Source organism: Paracoccus sp. ME4 (assembly GCF_046736325.1).
Taxonomy (GTDB): Bacteria; Pseudomonadota; Alphaproteobacteria; order Rhodobacterales; family Rhodobacteraceae; genus Paracoccus.
In genome coordinates this window covers 161,357-182,086 of sequence record NZ_CP151277.1, presented here as the reverse complement: position 1 = coordinate 182,086, position 20,730 = coordinate 161,357, and the positions used below count along the sequence as shown (strand labels likewise).

Here is a 20,730-nt window from a genome sequence, read left to right as displayed (position 1 = left end):
AGAACGAGCATGACGGACACATGTAATGAGATCGGCGGGGGTCGTCCGGGTTTGGCCCAGATCCTGCGGACCCGCCAGCGCGGTGTGACCCTGATCGAGGCGGTTCTCGCCCTGTCGGTCGCCATGGGGCTGATCGGCCTGTCGGCGGGGTTCATCGCCAGCGAGAACGCCAAGCAGGAAAAGGAGATGATCGCTTCGGAGCAGGATGTCCTGCTGAAGTCCAGCCGAAACTTCGTGGAGCAGCGTTACAACACCGTGGTGGACGATCTGTTCAGCGAGGCCAAATCGGGTGGCAGCGCGATCCGGGCCTATAGCATGGACGACGTCATCGCATCCGGATTTCTCCCTGAATCCTACAATGGCGGGATCCTGAGGAATCTCTACGGTCATGACTACACGCTCATGGCGCGTCTCGTGCTCAAGGGTGACGGCACGACTCCGAAGGCGACGCTCGATTACGGGGATCTCGATCCGACCGCCAGCGGCATCCTGGATGCGACTCTCATTGACGGTGACGATGCCAACGACGAGCTGGCCATCGAGGCGATCCTGTCCTCGAAGGGTGACATGATGATCCCCCGCGGTGTGCGCGGCGACGTGATCGGGATGATGGGCACCTCGTTCAGCGGAAGCGTCGAGGAGGTCGGGGTATCCCTGGGAACCTATGGCAGCTTCATGATGGACATCAGCGGGTTCGAGGATCTCGATGCCTACCCGAATGCCGGCAGCTTCGGCAGCATCGTCTCGCTCTCCGACTTCGGCGTGATCGGTCAGAGCATCGACCGCAAGTTCATCCTCGATCCGTTCGCGCGCTGTGTGGGCGTCAACATCGCGACCGTCGAATACGAGGACTGCCTGGCCAGCAACGAGGTCTACGGCGACATCGTGCTGCGCCCGCATGACAGCAATGGCGATGGCTCGGACGACACCTACCCGGCCCTGCGCAACGTGACGATGCTCGATTGCCGCGAAGAGAGCGAAACCGGAGTTCAGGACGAGTTCACCATCGACTGCGCGACCACGAACATCACCGGCGATCTGGTGGTGAGCGGCGCCAGTGCGGAGATCGTCGGGACGCGGATCACGGCGGAGGCGATCAACTTTGGAGGCAATGACGTCATCAGGACAACCACCCGCGACGGGAATGCCGAGCTGGACGTGTCTGCGGATCGCTTCATCCAGGCCGGTGTCGGGCCCGATGGCAAGCTGGACATGTCGGAGGTGGTGAGCTCCTCGCGCGTCGTTCAGGCCGGATCCCTGGTTCCCATGCCGACTTGCCCGGCTACGGCTCTGGACGGGGTGACGCCGATGCAGCCCCGGATCTATGTCACACCGGCCGCCTATGCGGATCCACGCGGCCGCCCGATCGTCGGTGTGCGCGCCTTCGGTGAGGAGGAGGGTTCCAACTGGCGGGTCAAACTGCTTGTCTACGTGGCGCAGGACTTCTGCAACAACACCACATCGAACCCGCTCGACCCGGCCGCGACGACGAATGGCGGCGACATGGAGCGCCATCCCCGCCTGGGCTGGCTGCCGACCGGCGGCAACTGCATGACCTTCAATGCGGAGGGCGACGTCGATCAGGGCGGATCCTCCCGCAAGGACGGCAATGCCGACATCTACGAACTTCGCGACCAGAACGCGGCCGTCATCGTCCAGACCCGGTGCTACTGATGTTCGGCAGCATGAAGCAGCGTCCTGGCGAAACCCAGAGCCCGGCTGTCCCGCAGGCCTCACGGCCTGTCCCGGCGCCGCCTGCCGTCCAGGCGAGGCCGCCCGGGGCGCAGGGCGCCCCTCAGACCACGAGACCTGCGGGGCAGCAGCCCGCGCCAGCCCAGGCCCGCCCGGCGCAGGCGCCTGTCGGCGGCGTCCATCGGCAGCCCACGGCCGCCCGCGGCGCACAGTTCCCCGAGCAGCTGATGCCGGCGGAGCGTGGCCGGCTCGCGGCCTACAACTTCATGGACCTCTACATATCGGCCGATCCATTCGCTCCGATCATGTCGCGCGGACTGCGCGGGGCCACCCTGGGCATGACCGCCTTTGGCAAGGGGCTGGTCCGCATCCCCCCAGAGCTGGTCGAGGACGCGACGGGGCTTCTGACCGTAGTGGATCGGAAATGGAAGAACTCGAACTACAAGCGCGAGTTCAGCATCGTCTACGATGATCGGTCCTACCGCTGCGCGCTGATCGCCCCGCCCGAGTTCGGACATGGCATCGACGACCACGACCAGGCCTCGCGCCGGGATGTCCGCTGGTGCATCCGTCAGGTCTCGCCGGTCATCCCGACCTTCGCGGACCTGAATCTGCCGCAACATGCCCGTGCCGATCTCGACATGCTGGCCGAGATGCGGGGGCTGGTCCTGATCTCGGGGCAGTTCGCCTCCGGTAAGACCACGCTCGCGTCCTCCGTCCTCGATCACTGGGTGGCGAAGACACGCGATGTGGGTGTGGCCCTTGAGGATCCCCCCGAGATCCCGCTCGCGCGGGTGACTGAAGATCGCGGGGTCATCTACCAGATCGACCTCCTTGATCGATCCATCCGTGACGCTATCAAGCACGCACGCAGATGGTCGCCGCGCTACGTGTTCCTGGGGGAGGTGCGGACCTCCGACGTGGCTGGTGAGCTGATGCACATGTCGATCTCAAGCCCGCTCGTGGTCTGCACGATCCATGCGGCCGATCCGGTCCAGGCGATCATGTCGCTCTTCCGTTTCGCCTCCGGCGCCATGTCGGAGGACATGGCACGGGACATGATCGCGGCCTGCCTCCAGCATGTCTTCCACCAGGAGATCTCCGGAGGGCGGGTCAAGCTGAAATCGGCCCAGGTCTGCGGCGCGGACAATCACCTCATCCGTTCGAAGATCAAGAGCGGCAACTTCCGCGGCCTCCAGGAGGATTTTGACCGGCAGGTCATCAACAGAAATCTCAATGCTTGATTGCGAATAATGAACGATTGAATTGGACGTTTCCGTTCGAGAGTCTACAATCCTGCAAAGCCCGCGTGACCCGAAGTCCTCGTGGAGCGCGAATAATATGGAGAATCGCATCGCCATGAAATGCTTCAGCACATGTTTTTTCGGCAACACTGCGCTGGGTGGCGTTCTGCTGCTGGGTGCCGCGGTCGCGCTGCCCGCGGCGGGGCATGCGGATGACTGGCTCGACACGATCCAGGACCAGCGCTGTGCGCCCGAGGACATCGAAGGGGTCAGCGACAACGCACGCAACGCGATCGAGGCCAGCGTGCGCCGTGCCGAGATGTCGATCCTGGCCCCGACGCCTGTCGGGGATCTCGGCTGCCTGAACGACCTGATGACCGCGCCTCTCGATCTCTTCTCCGGGATCGGGGGGCTTCTGGGGAACCTGCAGACGGGCCTTGGAAGCTTCGACATGAGCGACCTGAACATCGATATCGATGTCTCGGGGATGATCTGCGCCTTTGCCGCGGAAAAGTTCGCAACCCTCACCGAGCCTCTGAGCGGAATGGACAAGACCATCTCTGGCTATGCCGCGCTCGCGGCAGATCCAGGTCAGCGCGTCAGCGGCGTGACGAATGCAGCGTTCCAGCAGACCGAGCGCGGCAGCTGGAATGACACCTTCAGCAGCGGCGGGGGCGGCCCGGGCGCAACCCGGATCGGCAATGGCGTCTCGGTTTCCGGCAATGTCCGGAACACCGACAGCAGCGGATACTCCGGCAATGTGACGGATTTCGTTCCTGCGAACATGTCTCCGACCGATACCGATGTCGTCGAACCGATCTATGTCGATGATCCCGGCGAGGAGGTATTCAACGACGCGGCATGGGCCAACTACAACCAGCAGCTGATGCGCAGCTTCTCCGAATATGTCGGTTGCCGCATGGCCCGCTCGCTGGACGGAACCCGGGTGATGAACAGTCTGGGTGGAGGTGTCGCGACCTGGAATACTCCCGGCGCGGTCTGCAACTTCGGTTTCGTCGCCTATCCGACGTCGACATCGATCACGTCGGTCGAGCCGCAAAGTGCTTCCGTCGCGCCTGCGGCGCCGGTCGCCACCCACAGCGCGGCGCCGATCGACCGGGCTTCCGGTCAGTCCCGGCCGGAAGCGGATGTTGCCGCGCCTGCAGAGCGCAAGGGCTCGACGGCGACCATCTGGGACCAGCTGGTGAAGTGATGACGGAAAGGACCCGCACCATGAAGAAGATCGTCTCCTCCATCTGCGCCGCTGCGGTCGCCGTCAGCATGCTTCCCCAAGGGGCATCCGCCGGCAGCTGGGCAAACGTTGCGCAGGCGAACAACATCATCAGCCAGCTCAGGACTCTGAACCAGAACACGAAGTCGGTCGGCGACAACGTCAAGGATGTCGAGCGGCAGGTCGAGAACTCCGTGAAGGAGGCGGCGGACCGCATCATCGCCGCGCTCCGGAACCATTCGGGAGAGCAGTCCGCCTACCAGGACAAGCAGATCGAGGCCAGCCGCCGGATCACCGACGCGGCCGAGATGAACCAGACGCAACGCATGCGCCAGGAATTCCGCGCCAAGGCCGAGAGCGGTGCCTACGACCCGAACCCCGGCCTGTGCTTGCTGTCGGGGCTCTACCGCGACGATGGTTCCGCACCGGAGACGCCCCGCGGATCGACCACGGTGGCCGCGGCCAAGGCGCTTGCCAACGGGGCGGACCCCGCCGTTCAGGAAGGAACCACCGCGCGCGACAGCAGGCAGTTCGCCGAACGCAAGGCTCTGGCCTCCGCAATGGGGTCGAATGACGCCACCGCGGATGTGGCGGCGATCCTTCAGAACCCGACCATCACCATGGAGACCGAGAACGACCGGAGGGCCGCCGAGCGCCTGGTGCGCAACCTGGTCGATCCGGTCCCTCCCGTTCCGGTGACCAGCAACGAGATCGTTTCCGCAGGCGGCCTGGCCCGCGCTGCGGCACGCACCCGCCAGGAAACCCGCAACTCGACCAGCGGCGAGGTCATCGCCATGCTGATGAACATGCGCACCCAGGTGGGGGATACGGAGCCCTGGCAGCCCTATCTCGACGACATCTCCAACTACAACCGCCCCGTAGGGGATCGCTTGTCGGAGCTGCAGCAGATCGATATCCGGACCCTGCGCCATTACGCGCCGAAGCCGGAAGTCTTCCAGGAGCGTGCGGCCTGGTCCGACCGCCAGCTGCTCCAGGAGATCCTCGACGTCCAGTCGATCAACACCCGCATCGCCTTCCTGCAGCTGGAGCTGGACAGCCGCCGGGCCGCGGTCGAGACGCAGATGCTCTCGATCATGAACAACGGCAAGTGAGCCGCGCCGGCCCGCCGCATCACGGCGGGCCGACTTCATTGCAACAGACCTTTGGGATTTGCCCATGCCATACCTTCACACGCGCCGCGTGCGCTCAGTCGCCCATATCGGCCATCTCGATCCGGCCGATGCGGCGGGTCGGCCCTCCAAGGACGGTCCCGGCATCGCGGTATCCGTCAATCCGGAGGATTGGCGGCGGATCGGCGGGCTCAACGGCCCTGAACACAATCTGACCTTCTGGGGCGCACAATGGGTGGATATCCTCTCCTGGGATGCAAATGACCATCAGGAGCTGGCGTCCTGGATGCTGATGCGGGGCTACATGAAACCCTGCCGCGTCTTCCATGTCAGCATCTACGACGAGGATCAGGACAGCTTCATCGATCATGTCGAGCCGGATCTGGAGCGCGCCGCGCGCCGTGCCGGTCGCAGCGCGGAGGCGGAGCTGGAGGCGCAGGCGCGGGGCGAGGGCGCCGTGACGGAGGAGGATGGCTACCGGCTTGGACCCAAGGCGCTCCGCCGCCTGGGCGGAGCCGAGCGCTGGACGGATGCGCTCGACTGGTTCAACGGGGCCGCGCTGCTCTACTGCCGTGAGGTGGTCTTGCCCAAACGCCAACACATCGTGGGGATGTGGTGGGGCCAGCCGCGCGAGGCGGAGGCGAAGCTCTCGGATTACGGGGTGCTCTTTCCGGAGCGGCTCGGCCTCTTCGATGTCCATGACGAGGAGACCGGCGAGTCGACGCCCGCGATCGAGCGCTTCCCGGACGCCTGTGCGGCCGGGCTCATCGAAGCCCCCTGATCAGGCATCAGGTCCGACCGCTTCTCCGGACGGCGGCGCCAGCCGGTCCTGCAGGTCCTCGAACCAGGCCTTGAACCGGTCGGCCGCCTCCGGCGTGGCGCAATCGGACATCCGCATCCGGCGAGGCCTGCTTCCCGGCTCCCCGGTGAAGTCGATATGGACCGGGCAACGTCCACGCGCGTCCATGGTCCCGATCAGGACCACGCCGCGATACCCCCAGGTGACCCCGATTGAGGCCATCGCCATGGCCCCGTCGTCGAAGTAGCGAAAGACGTCGAATTCCTGGTCGAAGTTCTTTCCGTAGGGCTTCAGGGTGTTGGCCAGTTCACCGAGGCCGTGCATCCCGAGCTTCAACTCCATCTCGTGGAAGGTCTTCCGCATCAGCCAGAAATGCCGTTCGGGAATGCGAAGGACGATCTCGCGCTCGACATTCGATGCTGACCGGGGATCGCCGGTCGCCCGGCCGCAATGTTCGCAGGTCATGTATCGGCCCTCGCCAGCTCTTCGACAGAGCTACATAGTTGCATTTGCGAACTAAGTATGCAATGTCTTTTCGCGAGCACGATCCAGAGGACCGGAGAGACGGCATGAACACGCAACAGGTGACCGGACCGGAATGGCGCCCGATCGCGACGGTGGATGTGGTTCTCATGACCATTCGCGAGGAGCGGCTCGAGGTGCTGATCCTGCGCCGCGCTGCGGGACCATTTGCGGGAGAATGGGCTCTTCCGGGCGGCTATCTCCGTCCTGAGGAGGACATGTCGGTCGAAGCCGCCGCCGAGAGGGTCCTGAGGGAGAAGGCCGGCCTGCCGCCGCAGCATCTCGAGCAGCTTCAAGTCTTCTCGGGGCCTGATCGGGATCCGCGCGGCTGGTCCATATCCTGCGCCCTCCTGGCCTTGGTGCCTTGTGCGTCGATCGAGGGCGCCATCGCGGAGGGTTGCCGCTTGCAGCCGGTCGACGATCTTCTGCAAGGACCCGGACTTGCCTTCGATCATGACCTGATCCTGGGCGAGGCGATCCGAAGGCTGCGCGGCAAGGGGGGCTACTCGACCCTTCCGGCCGCGTTGGTCGGGGACGAGTTCACCCTGTCTGAGCTGCGTGGTGCATACGAGGTGGTCCTGGGCATCGGCATCGACAAGGCGGTCTTTCGAAAGCGCATGCTGGATCTCGGCGTGCTGGAGGAGACCGGCCGGACGACCCGGATCGTTCCGAACTCACGGCCGGCCATGACCTACAGGCTCCGGGATGGGGTCCGCACGTTCGACCGTCAGGTCGGCTCTGCGTCCAGCCCGGTGCGGCCCGAGGGAAAGGTGCGGTATCAACCATGAAGGAGAATACCATGAACGACTATCCGTTGACCCTTCGCTTTCGTCCGGAATGCCGGCACGATCTCGACGTCCTGAGTGCCGCATTGTCGGACCTCTCCTTCACGGATCCGGCCGCGCCACGCAATGCCGAAGACAGCCTCCTTTCCGCCCTTGCCCCGGGTCATGTCGACGTCACGGTGGAAAGCCGGCATGCGCTCGACAGGCTGGTATCCGCCATGGCCGCGCAGCGGGACGGTCACCGCATGTGGCAGACGCTGGATGTGGCCGATCATTACACCGGTGACGCCTTCGAGGGCGAGGAAAGCGGCCGCTATGCTCGGCTGGAGGCGTTGCTCGGACTCGAGACCTCCTACGAGGACAGCATCTTCATGCGCGCCGGCGACGGGCCTTCCGGACCGGCCTGATCCGCATCGACCCCAGCGGGTAGCTGGTCCGGGATCAGGAAGAATTCCTGGGCCGGCACGCGGCCATGCCGGTCGAGGATCTGCCAGATCTTCCGGATGGTCGGATGCTCGCAGGCCTCGAGGCGCGCGCGGTGTCCGGCCAGCTGCAGGAGGAAGCGGTCCGCATTGCCGCGGCCCGACGATACGGCGCGGGTGAGGGCCTCCTCACCGGGCCAGAGAACATCGACGAAGTGGGGCAGGGTCAGGGACTGGGAGAGCCCTGCCGGGTCGTAATCCGGGAAGGCCAGAACCGGCGCGCCGGTCAGTTCCAGGCCACGCTGCATCACGTCCTGTGGCCATTCCGGGCTTCCCCGGAAAACCGGAATCCAATCCCGACATCCATCCGGAACCGGAAAGGAAATCCGGTCGAAGCGATCGAAAGCCAGGCGGTTCTCGACGACGATGACGCCCGCGGGACGGATGTCCGCAAACTGCTCGGGCTCCATGGCGACTGGATGGCCACCGAGCCGGAGCAGCATCCTGCAGAAGGCCGCCCGATCCGGTCCGGCCCCGCCGATCCGGATCCCGGACAGCTTCTCATTCCCGACCAGGCGCGAGAGCGTGGCCCGATCAGCGTCCTCCGGGATCCGACCCAGATCGAAGGCGGCCGGGGTCAGGCCGAAGGTGGAGATCAGACGGGCACGAAGCCTTGCCTGATCCGTGCCGCCCAGCCGGACATGGCCGCCGGGCCGCGCCATGATGCCGATCTCACCAAGGATCCTGGACAGCCCCGCCTGGCAGCTCCGGGTTTCCCCGAAGCGCAGCAGTTCAAGGCCCGCATTGATGGTCCTGATCCGTCTCACTGGATCACGCTGACGACGATGTCGTTGACCCGCATGGATCCGTGCCCGCGCATGGGCGGCACGAACACGACATCGAAGGATTCGGATTCACGGAGAATGCCGAACATGATCGTCTCGAAGACGGCCGGACCCTGCTCATGCTCCGGTCTCATGGAGAGCCAGTCGCGGAGCGATCTGGGAGTTCCGGCTTCGATCAGCCCGCGGCGGAAGGCATCCGCGACCAGATATTCCGGCGCGATCGCCTCCCTCTCGATCTCCTCCGATCCCAGCTGCTTGCGGCGTCCGGAGCGCGCGCGCTGCGCGACAAGTCGATCCTTCCGTGGCGCGGCCTTGGCGGCGAGCTCCTCGCGCACCCGGAAGAGGTCGTCATCGCAGGGATCCGGGAATGCCCCACAGCCCGGTCCGGTCGGAAGGGGAAAATCCTCCGGATCCGCATGCAGCAGCGCATCGAGCCTCCGGGTCTCCCCGTAGCGGCGCAGCAGCTCCAGCTGAAGTCGCATCCTGCGGGTGCGGAGCAGGACCTCCCTGTCGTGTGTGATGAGGCGGGTGATGCCCTCGTCCGCCAGCCTGATCCGCATCACCAGAGAACCGATGCGATCGCAGATCATGCGCTGGTAGAGCCGGTGGATCGTGCTGCAGGCGGGTGCGGACAGACCATCCAGGATCTCCCGCGACACAATCTTCTGGATGCCGGCGCTGAGGTCCCTGATGCGCTGCGCGTAATACGCGCTGCGCCGCACGCGCAGTTCTCGGGTCCCGGTCTGGCCCAGGCCATTCCTGAGGATCGCCTCGAAATCGGCGACGGCCGCGTCGAGCGTGTCCGAGATGGTCCAGATCAGCTCCGTGGCCTCCGCCTCGCATTCATCGACCTCGGCAGTCGCGCCCTGCGCGCTGGCCAGATCGAGATCCCCGGCCAGGGCGGTGAGGCGCTGGACATCAGCGATGACATCATGCGTGCTGCGGTATTTTTCGTTGCTGCCCGCTCCCATTGCGAGGAAGTCGCGGGTCGCGCGGGTGAGCCGGATGCTTCCCTCCGGGTCCACCAACACCAGCCGGTGCCGGCGAAGCTCGGCGATCCGGCTTTCGATATCGGTCGTCACATGGTCGATCTCACGCATCCAGATCCGGTTCAGGAGCTGTGCATTGCGGCTGACGACACCGAGAAATTGTCCGGCATCACTCATGAGAACAGCTCCGCCTGTGCGGCCTGCCGATCGAATTCATCGACCTTGTCGGATACCTCGGGGATGAGGCGGGCGAAATTGAAGATCCAGTCCGTCATCATGTCGAAGCGCGCCGTGATCTGGTAGGTGTCCGTCTTGCGGCTCTCGATGGTGAGATATCCGCTTTTCGCAAGACCATCGAGCAGATTGATGACCTTCGCGGAGACCGTGTCCGAGGTCATCTTCCGGTTCGCCGCCGCACGGTTCAGCATATCCTCGACAGTGCTCGAGGTGCTGGCGGCCTCGATGATGCTTCCGGCACGGATCACGGTGCGAAATCCCGGCGGCTCCTGGGCGGGAAAGACCGCGAAGAGAAGCGTGGTCACGTCCTCGATGCGGCGGCATTCCGCGACGATGGACTGGGCGTCGCGACGCAGCTGGTCCTCGGCCCGGGCAGGGCTCTCCTCGGTGAGGAAATACCCGTTGCGGTTCGCGGTCATCACCAGCCGGTAGCCCAGCGCGCCGAGGCTGTCGGTCACGTCGTCGATCTGATCGGGGTCGGACAGCACCGCCCATTCGGCGGGATGGCCCAGCGCGCAGATCACCTCGCGCGCCAGCAGCTTGCGGCATGCTTCTTTCGCGGTTGCCATGATCAGATCACCTCCGGATAGCTCAGATGTCCCGCATCGGTCCATGACCGGATGCCGGAACGGGGAATGTTGTCCTGGTTGTGGCTCAGCAGCGTGCTGCTCCGGCCTCCTTCCAGGGCGCGAATGGTGATCCGGTGCTCGAAGAGCGACATGACCACTGGGTTGATGTCCGGCGAGCCGGTGATCACCGTGATCCCGCTGGCGCTCAGCATCTCGACAAGTCCGCGGATATTGTTGGGATCCAGCTGGCCCAGCTCGTCGACCCCCCAGGTGAAACGCACCTCGGACTTGCCACGGATCAGCTGGACAAGGCCGGCCAGCAGGATCTGGCGAAGGATGGAAGCGCCGCCGGTCGAGCTGAGCGAGCCGATGTCGGAGTTTCGGCCCAGCGTGCGCGATTGCCCGCCCTCCACGAAGCTTCCCTCGATGAAGACCATGTTCAGCAGGTCGATCTCACCGGCGCCCGAGTTCTGCTCCCATGCCTTGAAGAAGGAGCTCATGGCACGGATCAGCCCGTCGATGTCTTCGTCATGACCGCCCATGTCACGGCGGTGATGCGCTTCCGTGTAATCGGCCATGTCGCTGTAGAAGGCCTGCTCGCTCAGGCGGGAGCGGATGCGCAGATCGATATCCCGGACGCTCCGGAATTGCGGGAGCGCACCGATCGCATCCCGTAAACGGGTTCCCATCTGGTTGATGTCGCGTTCGATGCGACGGATCCGGTCGAAGGCCGCGATGATCGGCGCGCCCTGGACGTTTGCGCGTTCATGGATGCTGGTGCGGATGGCGGCATGCCGTTCGTCATACCAGGCGCCGAGAACCCGGAGCTGGTTGGAATGGTCCTTGCGATCGCGGGCGTTCTCTCCGCGGACCCCCAGGTAGTAGTCCTTCACCTGACCGCGCGATCCCAGGAAGATCTGTGCGATCTCCTCCACCGCATTGGCGATCTCGTTGCGCAGCCGTTTCTCGCCATCCCGCGCCTTGCGCAGAGTGGTGATCATGCCCGGGATGTCCTCGGGATCGCGAGGTTCTGCGTCCGGTTCCCCTTGATGCTCGATGCCTTCCTGGCTTGCCAGACCGATGAGTGAATCAAGGCGCGACCGGGTGGTGCGCAGCTCGTCCACCCTTGCCCTGTGCTCCGCCTCGGCGGTGCGGGCCGCGGCCTTCTCGCGTTCCAACGCCGCCTCGCCGTCCGGAATGGACAGCTCCGCACCCTGCAGCTGCGCGGCCATTCCCGCCAGGCGGGGCTCATCGTCCTCAAGGAAGGTGGTCCAGCGGCCCAGCAGCGAATGAAGGCCCGCTTCGCGATCGATGCCAAGGCGCAGTGCCTGTCCCGTCCGCTGCAGTTCCGAGATGGTCTTCGGATCCGTGCCCTCCGCGCTCATGGCCTGCAGGCGGCGCGACTCGATGAGGCCCTTCTCATCCTCCTCGCCGCGTGCAAGGTCTGCGAGCTCCGCCTTGATCCGTGCCTCCGCCGCGGATTGCGCGGCTTTCCTGTCCGCCTGATCCGTCTCCATCCGAGCGCGCATGTCAGCGACCGAGCGGCGGTTCGCCTCCGCTTCTTCGGTAATTCTGCGGCCCAGCGCATCGCGCTCGACCTGCAGATTGCGACGCGCTTCCGACAGCGCATCCCGGCGCGTGCGGAGCCAGCGCTCAGCCTCAGCCTCGGCATCCTTGAGCGAGATCGCGGCGCGCTCCCGGTTTGCAGCGGCGGTCTGGTGGACCAGCTCGGCCCTGGACATCTGGTCCCGGGCGGCCTTGCGCCGGGAGGCGGTCGCCTCGTGAGCCTTGCGCAGATCGACGCAACCTTGGCGAGCCTGGTCGAGGGAGATGTTGAGTTCCGCCAGCCTGGTTTCCAGCGCCTCGATCGCTGCGCAGCCGTCCGGAAGCTGATCCGTGTCGATGCGGACCCCGAAGAGCAGCCTGTCCCCATCGGGCCCGGTCAATTCGGGCTCGAGCCCGGTCATGGACAGGATCCGCTCATCCACCAGCTTTCCGATGTCGGAACGCCAGTCGGGACGGTTCTCATCGAGCCATTTGCGAAGGCTGCCCGCGGCCGGGCTCAGCTGGTCGCTGACGCGCACATATTCGGCCTCGATCCCGGCCGCGCGCTTCTCCGCGACGTGAACGGCCGCCTCGGCATCGCTGCACAGCTTGCAGGCCTGCTCGTGATCGGCCCGGCCGCGCTTGAGGCCGTCCTCGGCGGTGTGCAGGGCGGCCTGGCTCTCCGACAGGTGTTCGGCGGCACGCTGGCGGCGGATCTTCAATGCCTCGTCGGGCTCAAGTGCCGCGATCTCGTCGGAGATGAGGTCGATCCGGCCGGTCAGCTCCTTCTCGGCGCTGCGGAGCGTCACCTCGTGCCGGCGATGATGATCGATGCGCGCCTCGAGGGCCTCGTCGATCTCGTGGCGCAACGCTTCGGAGAGGGCCTTGCCTGCGGAAAGGATCTCTGCATGGCGCTCGTTCAGGCGACGGCTTTCTGAGGCGATCCGATCACGGAGACGGTCGGTTTCGGTGCGGAAGAGCGCATCGATCCGGTCGCGGCTGCCGTTCAGCGCGGAGATCTGGGTATCGACGGATGCAAGGCGATCCCGGAGCGCCGGGATGGCCGCAAGCTCGTCCGCCGCGCGCTCCGCGCCCTCTCCGATCAGGGCCTCCCGAGAGGACCGGATCCGAGAGATATCACGGCGGATGCGGGAAACCTCGTTTTTCGCAAAGGTGATCCGCTCGGTGATTTCGCCCAGCCGTTCCCTGCGGGCGTCCGATCCTGCGAGATGGTTCCGCTCGGCCGTCTCGATCTCATCTCCCGCCGCACGCGACCGCACCGCGGCGAGGGCCACGGTCGACAGCAGGACGGAGCGGGTCCGCCCAGCTTCGTTGCGCAGTTCCTGAAGCTCGAGCTCATCGCGCTCCGCCTGGCGGAAACCGGGTTCGGCCTTCATCACCAGCCGGTAGGACGAATGGTCATCCGACAGGGCACGACACTGGTCGGCCTGGTCCCCACCGAGAAGCTTGAGTCGGGTGCTTCCGGTCTGCGTCACCTTGCGAAGGATGGTGCCCAGCAGGTCGTTCACCGTGAAGCTGTTCTCGACCGTCGTCAGGAAGAGCTCGTCGATATCCTCCAGCGGCTGGGAAATGCGGCCGATGCCGTATTCCTCCACGAGGCCGCGATGATCCGAGCGTTCCTGGCCGCGATCGCTGAGGCGCAGGCCCTGGATGATCGCGCGATAGGCGCGGGTCGTGTCGATGAGGCGGGGATGCAGAACATGACCGCAGTCGATGGCGTTGCGTTCGAAATCAGCGTTTCGGATGAATCCGGATTCCGGATCCAGCGGGTCCTCGACGAACATGTCGATGTTCAACGGACCGCGCACCAGCCGATAGCGTGGCTCCTTGCCGCTGGTGCTGCGGTAGACGACGACCGAACGCACCGCACCATGCGCGTTGCGGTATTCCAGAGCGAGGTAGGAATCCTCCATCGGAAGGTAGAAGTCGTAAAAATCCTTGTTGTCATTGCGTCCGGTCTGGATCCGCGCCGGGGCCGCACCGAAGAAGAACGGGATGAGCTTGAGGATGGAGGTCTTTCCGGCCTGGTTCTGCGCGATGATCGCGGTATGGCTTTCGAGCGGCAGCTCCTCGATGCGATCCGGCATGCGGTGGGTATTGACCATCAGCAGGCGGACGAAGCCCGGACGCATGTCCGTTTCGGGTGATCGGGTCATTGGATAAATCCATTTCAAAATTTTTCGCATCATCTCATCCAGCCGTTCTTTTCGCAAGGGTCGCAACGGTATTTCGCATTGTGTTTTCGCTGGCCATCTCGGATCATCAGAAGGCCGTAAACTGATGACGCCCGACATTGGCCGGGCCGATTGACCATAGCTCGGAGGAGGATCGACATGATTCCGATGATCAGCGATGAAACCGCATTCCGGGCCCGCCTGAAGCCGCATCTCGACCGCATTCGGGCCGGGCGCCATTTCGGTCTCATCGACATGGTCTGGTCGGGCGGCGAGGCCAGGGAGTTCGCCGGGCTGATTGCCGAGATGGCTCGGTTCATGGACGAGGATGCAGCGGCACTCATCCGGGAAACCGGTGAACGCCTTGCGGCCGCGGGCGTGAGCGACAGGAGGGCGCTGGAGATCGTGGAAAGGACTGATGGCGGGGCGGTGGCGGAGATGGCCGGGGTTGTTGCCGCATTCCGGGAGGGATCGGTGGAGGGCCATGCCGCGCATCTCGCTGCCGGCCGGTCTGTCCAAGTGCTCCATGCCGTCATGGAGATGGAGCGACGGATCTACGTGCTCCTGCCCCGGATTCTCGGCCTTGCCGGCTTGGCGCTCTCGGATGGCAGAACCCAGAAGACGGCCGGTAAATCCGACTTGCCGGTCAATCCGCTGGAGGAACGTGACGTTTTTCTCGAGCGGCTGTCCCCGCATCTCGACCGCCTGGGCCTCTCCGCCGGGTTCAAGGATATCGACATCGCCTGGGAAGGCGAGCAGGCCAGGGAGTTCGCCACCCTCATCGAGCGCATGGCCGCCTGGATCGATGGCGAGGCCACGGAACTGGTCGATGAGGCGAGGGCGCTTCACGCCCGGGCGATCGGGAGGCTTGATATGCTGACCACCGACCAGGCGCGCGCTCGCAGCGGAGGCGGCATGACGGCAGTCGTGATGCCGACCGTCAATCTCCTCCGCGAGGGGTCTGAGGACGGATTTCGCGTGGTCTGGCGCGGTGACGGCGTTCCGGCGATGCGTGAGCTGATCAGGGACCTGGTCGATCGGACCTTCATCCGCATCCCGGAGTGGATCCTGCACCTCCAAGTGGAGGCGCAGCGCGCCATCGACATGCGGGCGGCCCCATCCGGAGAAGACGAGCCGTCGCCCTGATCAGGGGCTCGTTCTTTTGGAACGACCAGATGCGGGCTGCCGCATGCACAGTCTCAGTTATTCGCACTATCTCAGTTGTTGCATTTTCGGTGATTGCGGGATGGGAAAACGGGTGATAAATTATATCGCAAACCTGTTCTCATGCGGTTCGTCTTCCGGCTCACGGCAGGGGAAAGCAGCCCGCCAGCCAGATCCGGAAAGGCCTGATCACCATGCGCATCATCCACACGGCGGACTGGCATATCGGGCAGAGCCTCAATGGCTGGGGTCGCGATGACGAGCACCGGGCCTGGTTCCGGGAACTGACGGAGACCCTGTCCCGCGAGCAGGCGGACGCGCTCCTGGTGAGCGGCGACGTCTTCGACAATCTCAACCCCTCCGGGGAGAGCCAGCGGCTTCTCTACGACGCCATCCGGGATTTTCGGGAAGCCCGCCCCAACCTCCAGATCATCATGACCTCCGGCAATCACGATCCGGCCGGAAGGCTCGAGGCGCCGGATGCGCTCCTGCGCGCCCATGGCGTGCGGGTGGTCGGAACGGTCCGCCGGCAGGGGGAGGAGATCCTCTATCCGGATCACCTCATCCGGCTGAGGAACGCGGACGGTGCGGACGCGGTCATCGTGGCGGCCGTGCCGTTCCTGCGCGCCTCCGATCTGCCCGGCATGAGCCTCGCACGCACCGGAGAGGGGGAATCCCCGATCGTCACCGCGGTCCGGAACTGGCATTCGGAAATCATCTCGGCCGCATCCGGGTCCGGCCTGCCCCTGATCGGGATGGGCCATCTCACCTGCACGGGCGGGCTGGAGACCGAAGGCTCCGAGCGCCGGATCATGATCGGCGGCGAGCATGCGGTCAGCCCGGATGTCTTCGGTCCGGAATTCCTCTTCGTTGCTCTCGGGCACCTGCACATGCCACAGCTGATCGACGGAGGTCGCATCGGCTACAGCGGCTCGTGCTTCCCGATGTCCGTGTCCGAAGCCGGATACCGCCATGGCGTCCGGCTCATCGAGATCGAAGATGGAGCGATCCGGACCAGCCACATCCAGATGACCCGCCCGGCCGCCTTCATCCGGTTTCCGGAAAACGGCCATGCCGGCGTTCTGGAGGAACTGGCGGGCGCGCTGGATGCGGCCGAACTTGATCCGGACCTGCCGCATGGCATGCGTCCGTTCCTCCATCTGCGGCTCGCGGCTGATCGGGCCGCAGCCTCGCTCCTTTCCGAGGCGCATCAGGTCATCGCCGGATACCCGGTCAGGCTGGCCGATATCCGGATCGTCCGGGTTTCCCGTGACGAGGCGCAGGCCGCGCCCCGGCCCGCGTCGCTTCGTGAAACCAGCCCGGAAATGCTCTTCGTCGAGGAGTTCCGGCGCATCAACATGACCGATCCGGAGGAGCGCCACATGGCCGCCTTCCGTGATGCGGTCGCGGAGGTCTGACATGCGCATCCTCAGCATTTCCGGACACAACCTGGCCAGCCTCGAGGACCAGTTCGAGATCCGTCTCGACCAGGAACCTCTGCGATCCGCCGGGCTCTTCGCCATCACGGGAAAGACCGGCTCCGGGAAGTCGACCCTTCTGGATGCGATGTGCCTCGCGCTCTACGGAGATTGCCCCCGCCTCTCCGCGGCCGGCATCAACGACGATGTCCCGGATGTCTCCGGGGAGAACATCAAGTCCAGGGATGCCCGGGGGATCCTGAGGCGGGGCGCCTCCACCGGGGAGGCCAGGGCCCGCTTCCTGGCAGATGACGGAGAGATCTACGAAGCCGGCTGGACAATCCGCCGCGCCCGGAACCGGGCGGACGGACGGCTGCAGAACGTCGAGCGGTCCTTGGTCCGGGTCTCGGACGGGCAGCTCCTGGAAAACCAGATCCGGACCGTCAACGAGCGGGTCAGCACTCTCCTCGGCCTAACCTATGACGAGTTCCGGCGCACCGTCCTGCTGGCCCAGGGCGACTTCGACGCGTTCCTGCGCGCCGATACCGCCGATCGCGCGGCCCTTCTCGAGAAGGTCACCGGAACCCGGATCTACCGGGACATCTCCCGTCGCATCTACGAGCGTGAAGGAGAGGTGGCTGCGGCCTTGGAAACCCTGCGGACCCGCATGGCCGAGCACAGCCTGCTGTCCGATGAGGACCGCTCCGAGGTCGAGGAAGAGGCCACGACCCTGAGGGCCTCGCTTCTGAAGCTCGAAGGCGAGGCGGAGGCGATCCGAAACCTGATCAGGAAGGTCGAGGAGATCGAACGCGCCCGGCAGACTGTCGGCCTCGCCGAGACCGGGCTCCGGCGCGCCGAGGCGGGCATCGAGGCCGCCTGTCAGGATCGCGAAGCACTCCGGGTAAGGGATCTCTCGGAGCCCGCCCGCGCCGATCACCAGCTCCTCGTGGAGAATGCCGCCCTCTCCGCTGGCCTTGAAAAGCGCATCGCGTCGCTGAGTGGCGCCGAGGCCGAAGCCCGGACACGGCGCGATGCGGCTTCCGTCTCGGATAGCGATGCGCGGAGACTTTACGAGGCGTCCGAGGCCGAGTTCAAGAGGCTCGGGCCGGTCTGGACGCGTGCGACCGGGCTCGATGCGGAGATCCGGAGCGAGGCCGCGGCCCTCGTCGGCGCATTGCGCGATCAGCAGGATGCCGACCGCTTGCGGGAGGAGGCCGAGCTGTCCCGGGATGCCGGTGGCAAGGCCATTGCCGATGAGGGACGCCGGCGCGACGACGCGCGCGCAGGCCTTGACCGCCTTCCGGGTTTCGAGGCGGTGTGCGCCGCGCGCGGGCGGATCGATCAGCTCTTCAGTGACCTCATCCGCGATGCGGGTCTCCGGACGGAAAGGACGGAACAGACGAGGCGGCTGCAGGCGGAGTCCCGTGACATCGAGGATCTGACCGCGCCGGTCCAGCAGCAGATCGAGCAGGGCGAGGGTTCTCTGATCCGCCTCGATGCCGAACTGGATCGGTTGGCGGAAACCATCGCGCCCCTGGAGGCGGACGACCCGCAGTCCCGTCTGAACGGACTTCTGGAGGCTCGGGCGCTCGTGCAGGATCTGCGTGGCGTGGCGGTGCTCCAACGCCAGGAGCTCGCAGACGTCCGGAACCTGGAGGTCTCCCTCATTGCGTCCCGGGCCGAGCTGAAGCGCATCGAGCCTCTGGCGGAAGCCGCGCGTGACCTGGTTCCGGTCCGTGAGGCGGTGGAGACCGAGATCCAGGGGGCGCTGTCCCGCATGGAGCTGGCCGTCACCGAACATGCCGAATACCTGCGCGCGCAGCTCGAACCGGGAGAGGCCTGCCCGGTCTGCGGATCCCTCGAGCATCCGGTTCCGGATGCCGGCCCGTTCCGGACGCTTGTCGAGGATTCCAGGAAGAGGCTCGCGAAGGCCAGGGCGGATACCGCCGCGGCACGACTGGGTCAGCGCGCGCAGGAGGGCGCACTCTCGGAGGTCGCGGCAAGGATCCGGGGAGACGAGGCCGCGCTGGCCCGTCTCCAGGAGCGACACCGGATCACTTCCGGGGAATGGGACACGCGCCGCGCCGTCACCGGGCTGGAGACGGTCCGGAAGATGATCCCGGCCGAAGCGGATCCCGATGGCATCGACCAGCTGCTGGCGCGGATGGATGCACGCCAGTCCGAGCTCTCAGCGAATGTCCGGGAGCTGACCGTGGCGCGCGCCGCGCGCGACAAGGCCAACCAGGACCGCCGTGCCGTCAGCACCGCGCTCGAGGCATCCCGGGCAACGCTCCGCCAGCTGGAATCCCGGAAGAGCGACAATGCGGCGGCCCTGGCGCTCGCCGCGGATCGAACAGCCCAGCTCTCCGGATCCATCCATGCCATGGGCGACGAGCTCTCGAGGCATCTGGAACCGATCTCGATGGGTAAGGAACAGATCCTTTCGGAAACTGCCGCCCTCCATCCGAAGGTGATCGCGCTGATCGACGGCTACGAGAGGCGCAGAGTGGCGTTCCAGGCGGCAGAGACGGCCCTGGCGGAACTGCGCCCGAAGCAGGCCGGCCTCGAAACGGCCGCCGCCTCTGCCGCCGCGGAGGCTCAGAGGGCCGGTGCGCGAGCCGCGACCCGCAAGGAGAGCCATGACCGGCTTGTGGCGGAGCGATCCGGACTTCTGGACGGGGTGGAGACCGAAACGCATCGCAGCCGCTTCAATGCCGAGCGCCTGCGCCTCCAGAAGGACGCCGAGACGGCCGCAGCCGCGCTGTCAGACGCCTCGGGAAAGCTGTCCGCGGCCATAGCCTCACGCGAGGCGGCCGAGGGTTCGCTTGCTGAATGCGCGGCGCGTGGCAGGGAGATCTCGAGCGCATTGGATGCCCGGATCGCCGAGACGGGCCTTGCCCGCGAGCAGGTCCTGGCGGCATTGGAGATGGGTTCGGACCAGGTCCTGCAGATCCGGAACCGCGTCCAGGCCATCCATGACCGCCGCACCTCAGCGGAGGCGGACCTGAAATCGAGGAATGCCGACCTTCAGAGCCTTCTGGAGGCGCTGGGCCCGGATCTGGCTCCGGATGCCGAGAAGCAGCCACTTTTCGATGAGCGCGACAGGCTCGACGCCCTGATCCGGAGCGGGCGTGAGGCGCTCGGCCAGAAGTCCAGCCAGCTGCAGCGCGACGACCAGGACCGGCTGCGGCTTGCGGGGCTGGTCCGGGACATCCGGAAGGCGGAAGCGGTCCGGGACACCTGGCGCGACGTCAACGCGGCGGTGGGCTCCGCCACCGGCGGCAAGTTCTCCCGCATCGCCCAGGCGGTCACCCTGTCGATCCTGGTCGAGCTGGCCAACGAGCATCTCCGGCTCTTCAAGCCGCGCTACCGGCTCGCCGTCGGGGGCGCCGGCGACCTGGCGCTCCACGTGATCGATCGGGACATGGCTGACGAGGTCCGGTCGACCCGGTCCCTCTCCGGCGGGGAGCGTTTCCTGATCTCGCTGTCCCTCGCGCTGGCCCTGTCCGGGCTGGGCGGTCGCGGCGGGCTCTCGGAGACGCTCTTCATCGACGAGGGCTTCGGGACACTCGACGCTGACGATCTGAACATGGCGATCGACGCGCTGGAGACGCTGCAGGGGCAGGGTCGCGCGATCGGGGTCATCAGCCATGTCGGCGCGATGAAGGACCGGATCCCGGCCCAGATCCGGGTGCGGCCGGCCGGGCCCGGGCGCAGCGAGGTCGAGGTGGGGCTGGTCTAGGTCGGCCTCACCCGCCACGCCGGGCTCTTCCGGGGGCGCGCAGCCACGGCTCCTCCGCTCAGCAGCCGCCGTAGTTCTTTTTGCCGTTCGCCGTGATCGTGAAGGTGCCGCCCCGGGGGCCGACATGGCAGGTCCGGCCGCCCGTGGATCCGGAATCCCCATAGCCTGGACCGGTCCCACGCAGAGAACCACCTCCGCCAA

Annotated in this window: 15 protein-coding genes; 10 read left to right on the top strand and 5 right to left on the bottom strand. The window is 65.9% G+C overall.

Features of this window, described 5'->3' with window-relative positions; genetic code table 11:
* Positions 1-51: 51 nt before the first annotated feature.
* From AACG61_RS16465 to AACG61_RS16445, 5 genes are all read left to right on the top strand, one after another.
* Positions 52-1,674 carry a hypothetical protein gene (locus AACG61_RS16465; RefSeq protein ID WP_411840047.1) on the top strand — a complete coding sequence of 541 codons (1,623 nt, stop codon included), beginning with the start codon at positions 52-54 and terminating at the stop codon, positions 1,672-1,674.
* Positions 1,674-2,936 carry an ATPase, T2SS/T4P/T4SS family gene (locus AACG61_RS16460; protein WP_411840046.1) on the top strand — a complete coding sequence of 421 codons (1,263 nt, stop codon included), beginning with the start codon at positions 1,674-1,676 and terminating at the stop codon, positions 2,934-2,936. The genes AACG61_RS16465 and AACG61_RS16460 overlap by 1 nt, the downstream gene beginning before the upstream one ends.
* A 97-nt stretch (positions 2,937-3,033) precedes the next feature.
* Positions 3,034-4,149, top strand: coding sequence for a hypothetical protein (locus tag AACG61_RS16455; RefSeq protein ID WP_411840045.1), 1,116 nt, complete (start codon positions 3,034-3,036; stop codon positions 4,147-4,149).
* A gap of 20 nt (positions 4,150-4,169) precedes the next feature.
* Positions 4,170-5,279, top strand: coding sequence for a hypothetical protein (locus tag AACG61_RS16450; protein WP_411840044.1), 1,110 nt, complete (start codon positions 4,170-4,172; stop codon positions 5,277-5,279).
* Positions 5,280-5,343: 64 nt separating this feature from the next.
* Entirely contained in the window at positions 5,344-6,078 is a 735-nt protein-coding gene (locus AACG61_RS16445; RefSeq protein ID WP_411840043.1) for a hypothetical protein, read from the top strand.
* On the opposite strand, the gene AACG61_RS16440 is transcribed toward AACG61_RS16445, so the two are convergent.
* On the bottom strand, positions 6,079-6,561 hold the full coding sequence (locus AACG61_RS16440) for a hypothetical protein (protein ID WP_411840042.1): 483 nt from the start codon (positions 6,559-6,561) through the stop codon (positions 6,079-6,081).
* Positions 6,562-6,665: 104 nt separating this feature from the next.
* Between AACG61_RS16440 and AACG61_RS16435 the strand changes: the two genes are divergently transcribed.
* The gene (locus AACG61_RS16435; protein ID WP_411840041.1) at positions 6,666-7,406 is read left to right on the top strand and encodes an NUDIX hydrolase; all 741 of its coding nucleotides are present in this window, start codon (positions 6,666-6,668) and stop codon (positions 7,404-7,406) included.
* Positions 7,407-7,417: 11 nt separating this feature from the next.
* A complete protein-coding gene (locus tag AACG61_RS16430) occupies positions 7,418-7,810 on the top strand; it encodes a hypothetical protein (protein WP_411840040.1) in 393 nt (130 codons plus the stop codon).
* On the opposite strand, the gene AACG61_RS16425 is transcribed toward AACG61_RS16430, so the two are convergent.
* The 4 genes from AACG61_RS16425 to AACG61_RS16410 all read right to left on the bottom strand — a co-directional run bounded on the left by AACG61_RS16425 (position 7,756) and on the right by AACG61_RS16410 (position 14,187).
* Positions 7,756-8,547, bottom strand: coding sequence for a hypothetical protein (locus AACG61_RS16425; protein ID WP_411840039.1), 792 nt, complete (start codon positions 8,545-8,547; stop codon positions 7,756-7,758). The genes AACG61_RS16430 and AACG61_RS16425 overlap by 55 nt on opposite strands.
* A 101-nt stretch (positions 8,548-8,648) precedes the next feature.
* On the bottom strand, positions 8,649-9,836 hold the full coding sequence (locus AACG61_RS16420; RefSeq protein WP_411840038.1) for a hypothetical protein: 1,188 nt from the start codon (positions 9,834-9,836) through the stop codon (positions 8,649-8,651).
* Positions 9,833-10,465 (bottom strand): condensin complex protein MksE, encoded by a 633-nt coding sequence (locus tag AACG61_RS16415; protein ID WP_411840037.1) that lies wholly within the window; start codon positions 10,463-10,465, stop codon positions 9,833-9,835. Before AACG61_RS16415 ends, AACG61_RS16420 begins: the two co-directional genes overlap by 4 nt.
* Before the next feature lie 2 nt (positions 10,466-10,467).
* Positions 10,468-14,187 (bottom strand): ATP-binding protein, encoded by a 3,720-nt coding sequence (locus tag AACG61_RS16410; RefSeq protein WP_411840036.1) that lies wholly within the window; start codon positions 14,185-14,187, stop codon positions 10,468-10,470.
* Between the two features lie 177 nt (positions 14,188-14,364).
* On the opposite strand from AACG61_RS16410, the gene AACG61_RS16405 reads away from it, so the two are divergent.
* From AACG61_RS16405 to AACG61_RS16395, 3 genes are all read left to right on the top strand, one after another.
* Positions 14,365-15,351, top strand: coding sequence for a hypothetical protein (locus tag AACG61_RS16405; RefSeq protein WP_411840035.1), 987 nt, complete (start codon positions 14,365-14,367; stop codon positions 15,349-15,351).
* A 212-nt stretch (positions 15,352-15,563) separates the two neighbouring features.
* On the top strand, positions 15,564-16,787 hold the full coding sequence (sbcD, locus tag AACG61_RS16400) for an exonuclease subunit SbcD (RefSeq protein ID WP_411840034.1): 1,224 nt from the start codon (positions 15,564-15,566) through the stop codon (positions 16,785-16,787).
* Position 16,788: 1 nt separating this feature from the next.
* Entirely contained in the window at positions 16,789-20,529 is a 3,741-nt protein-coding gene (locus tag AACG61_RS16395) for an AAA family ATPase (protein WP_411840033.1), read from the top strand.
* The last annotated feature ends 201 nt before the right edge of the window (positions 20,530-20,730 follow it).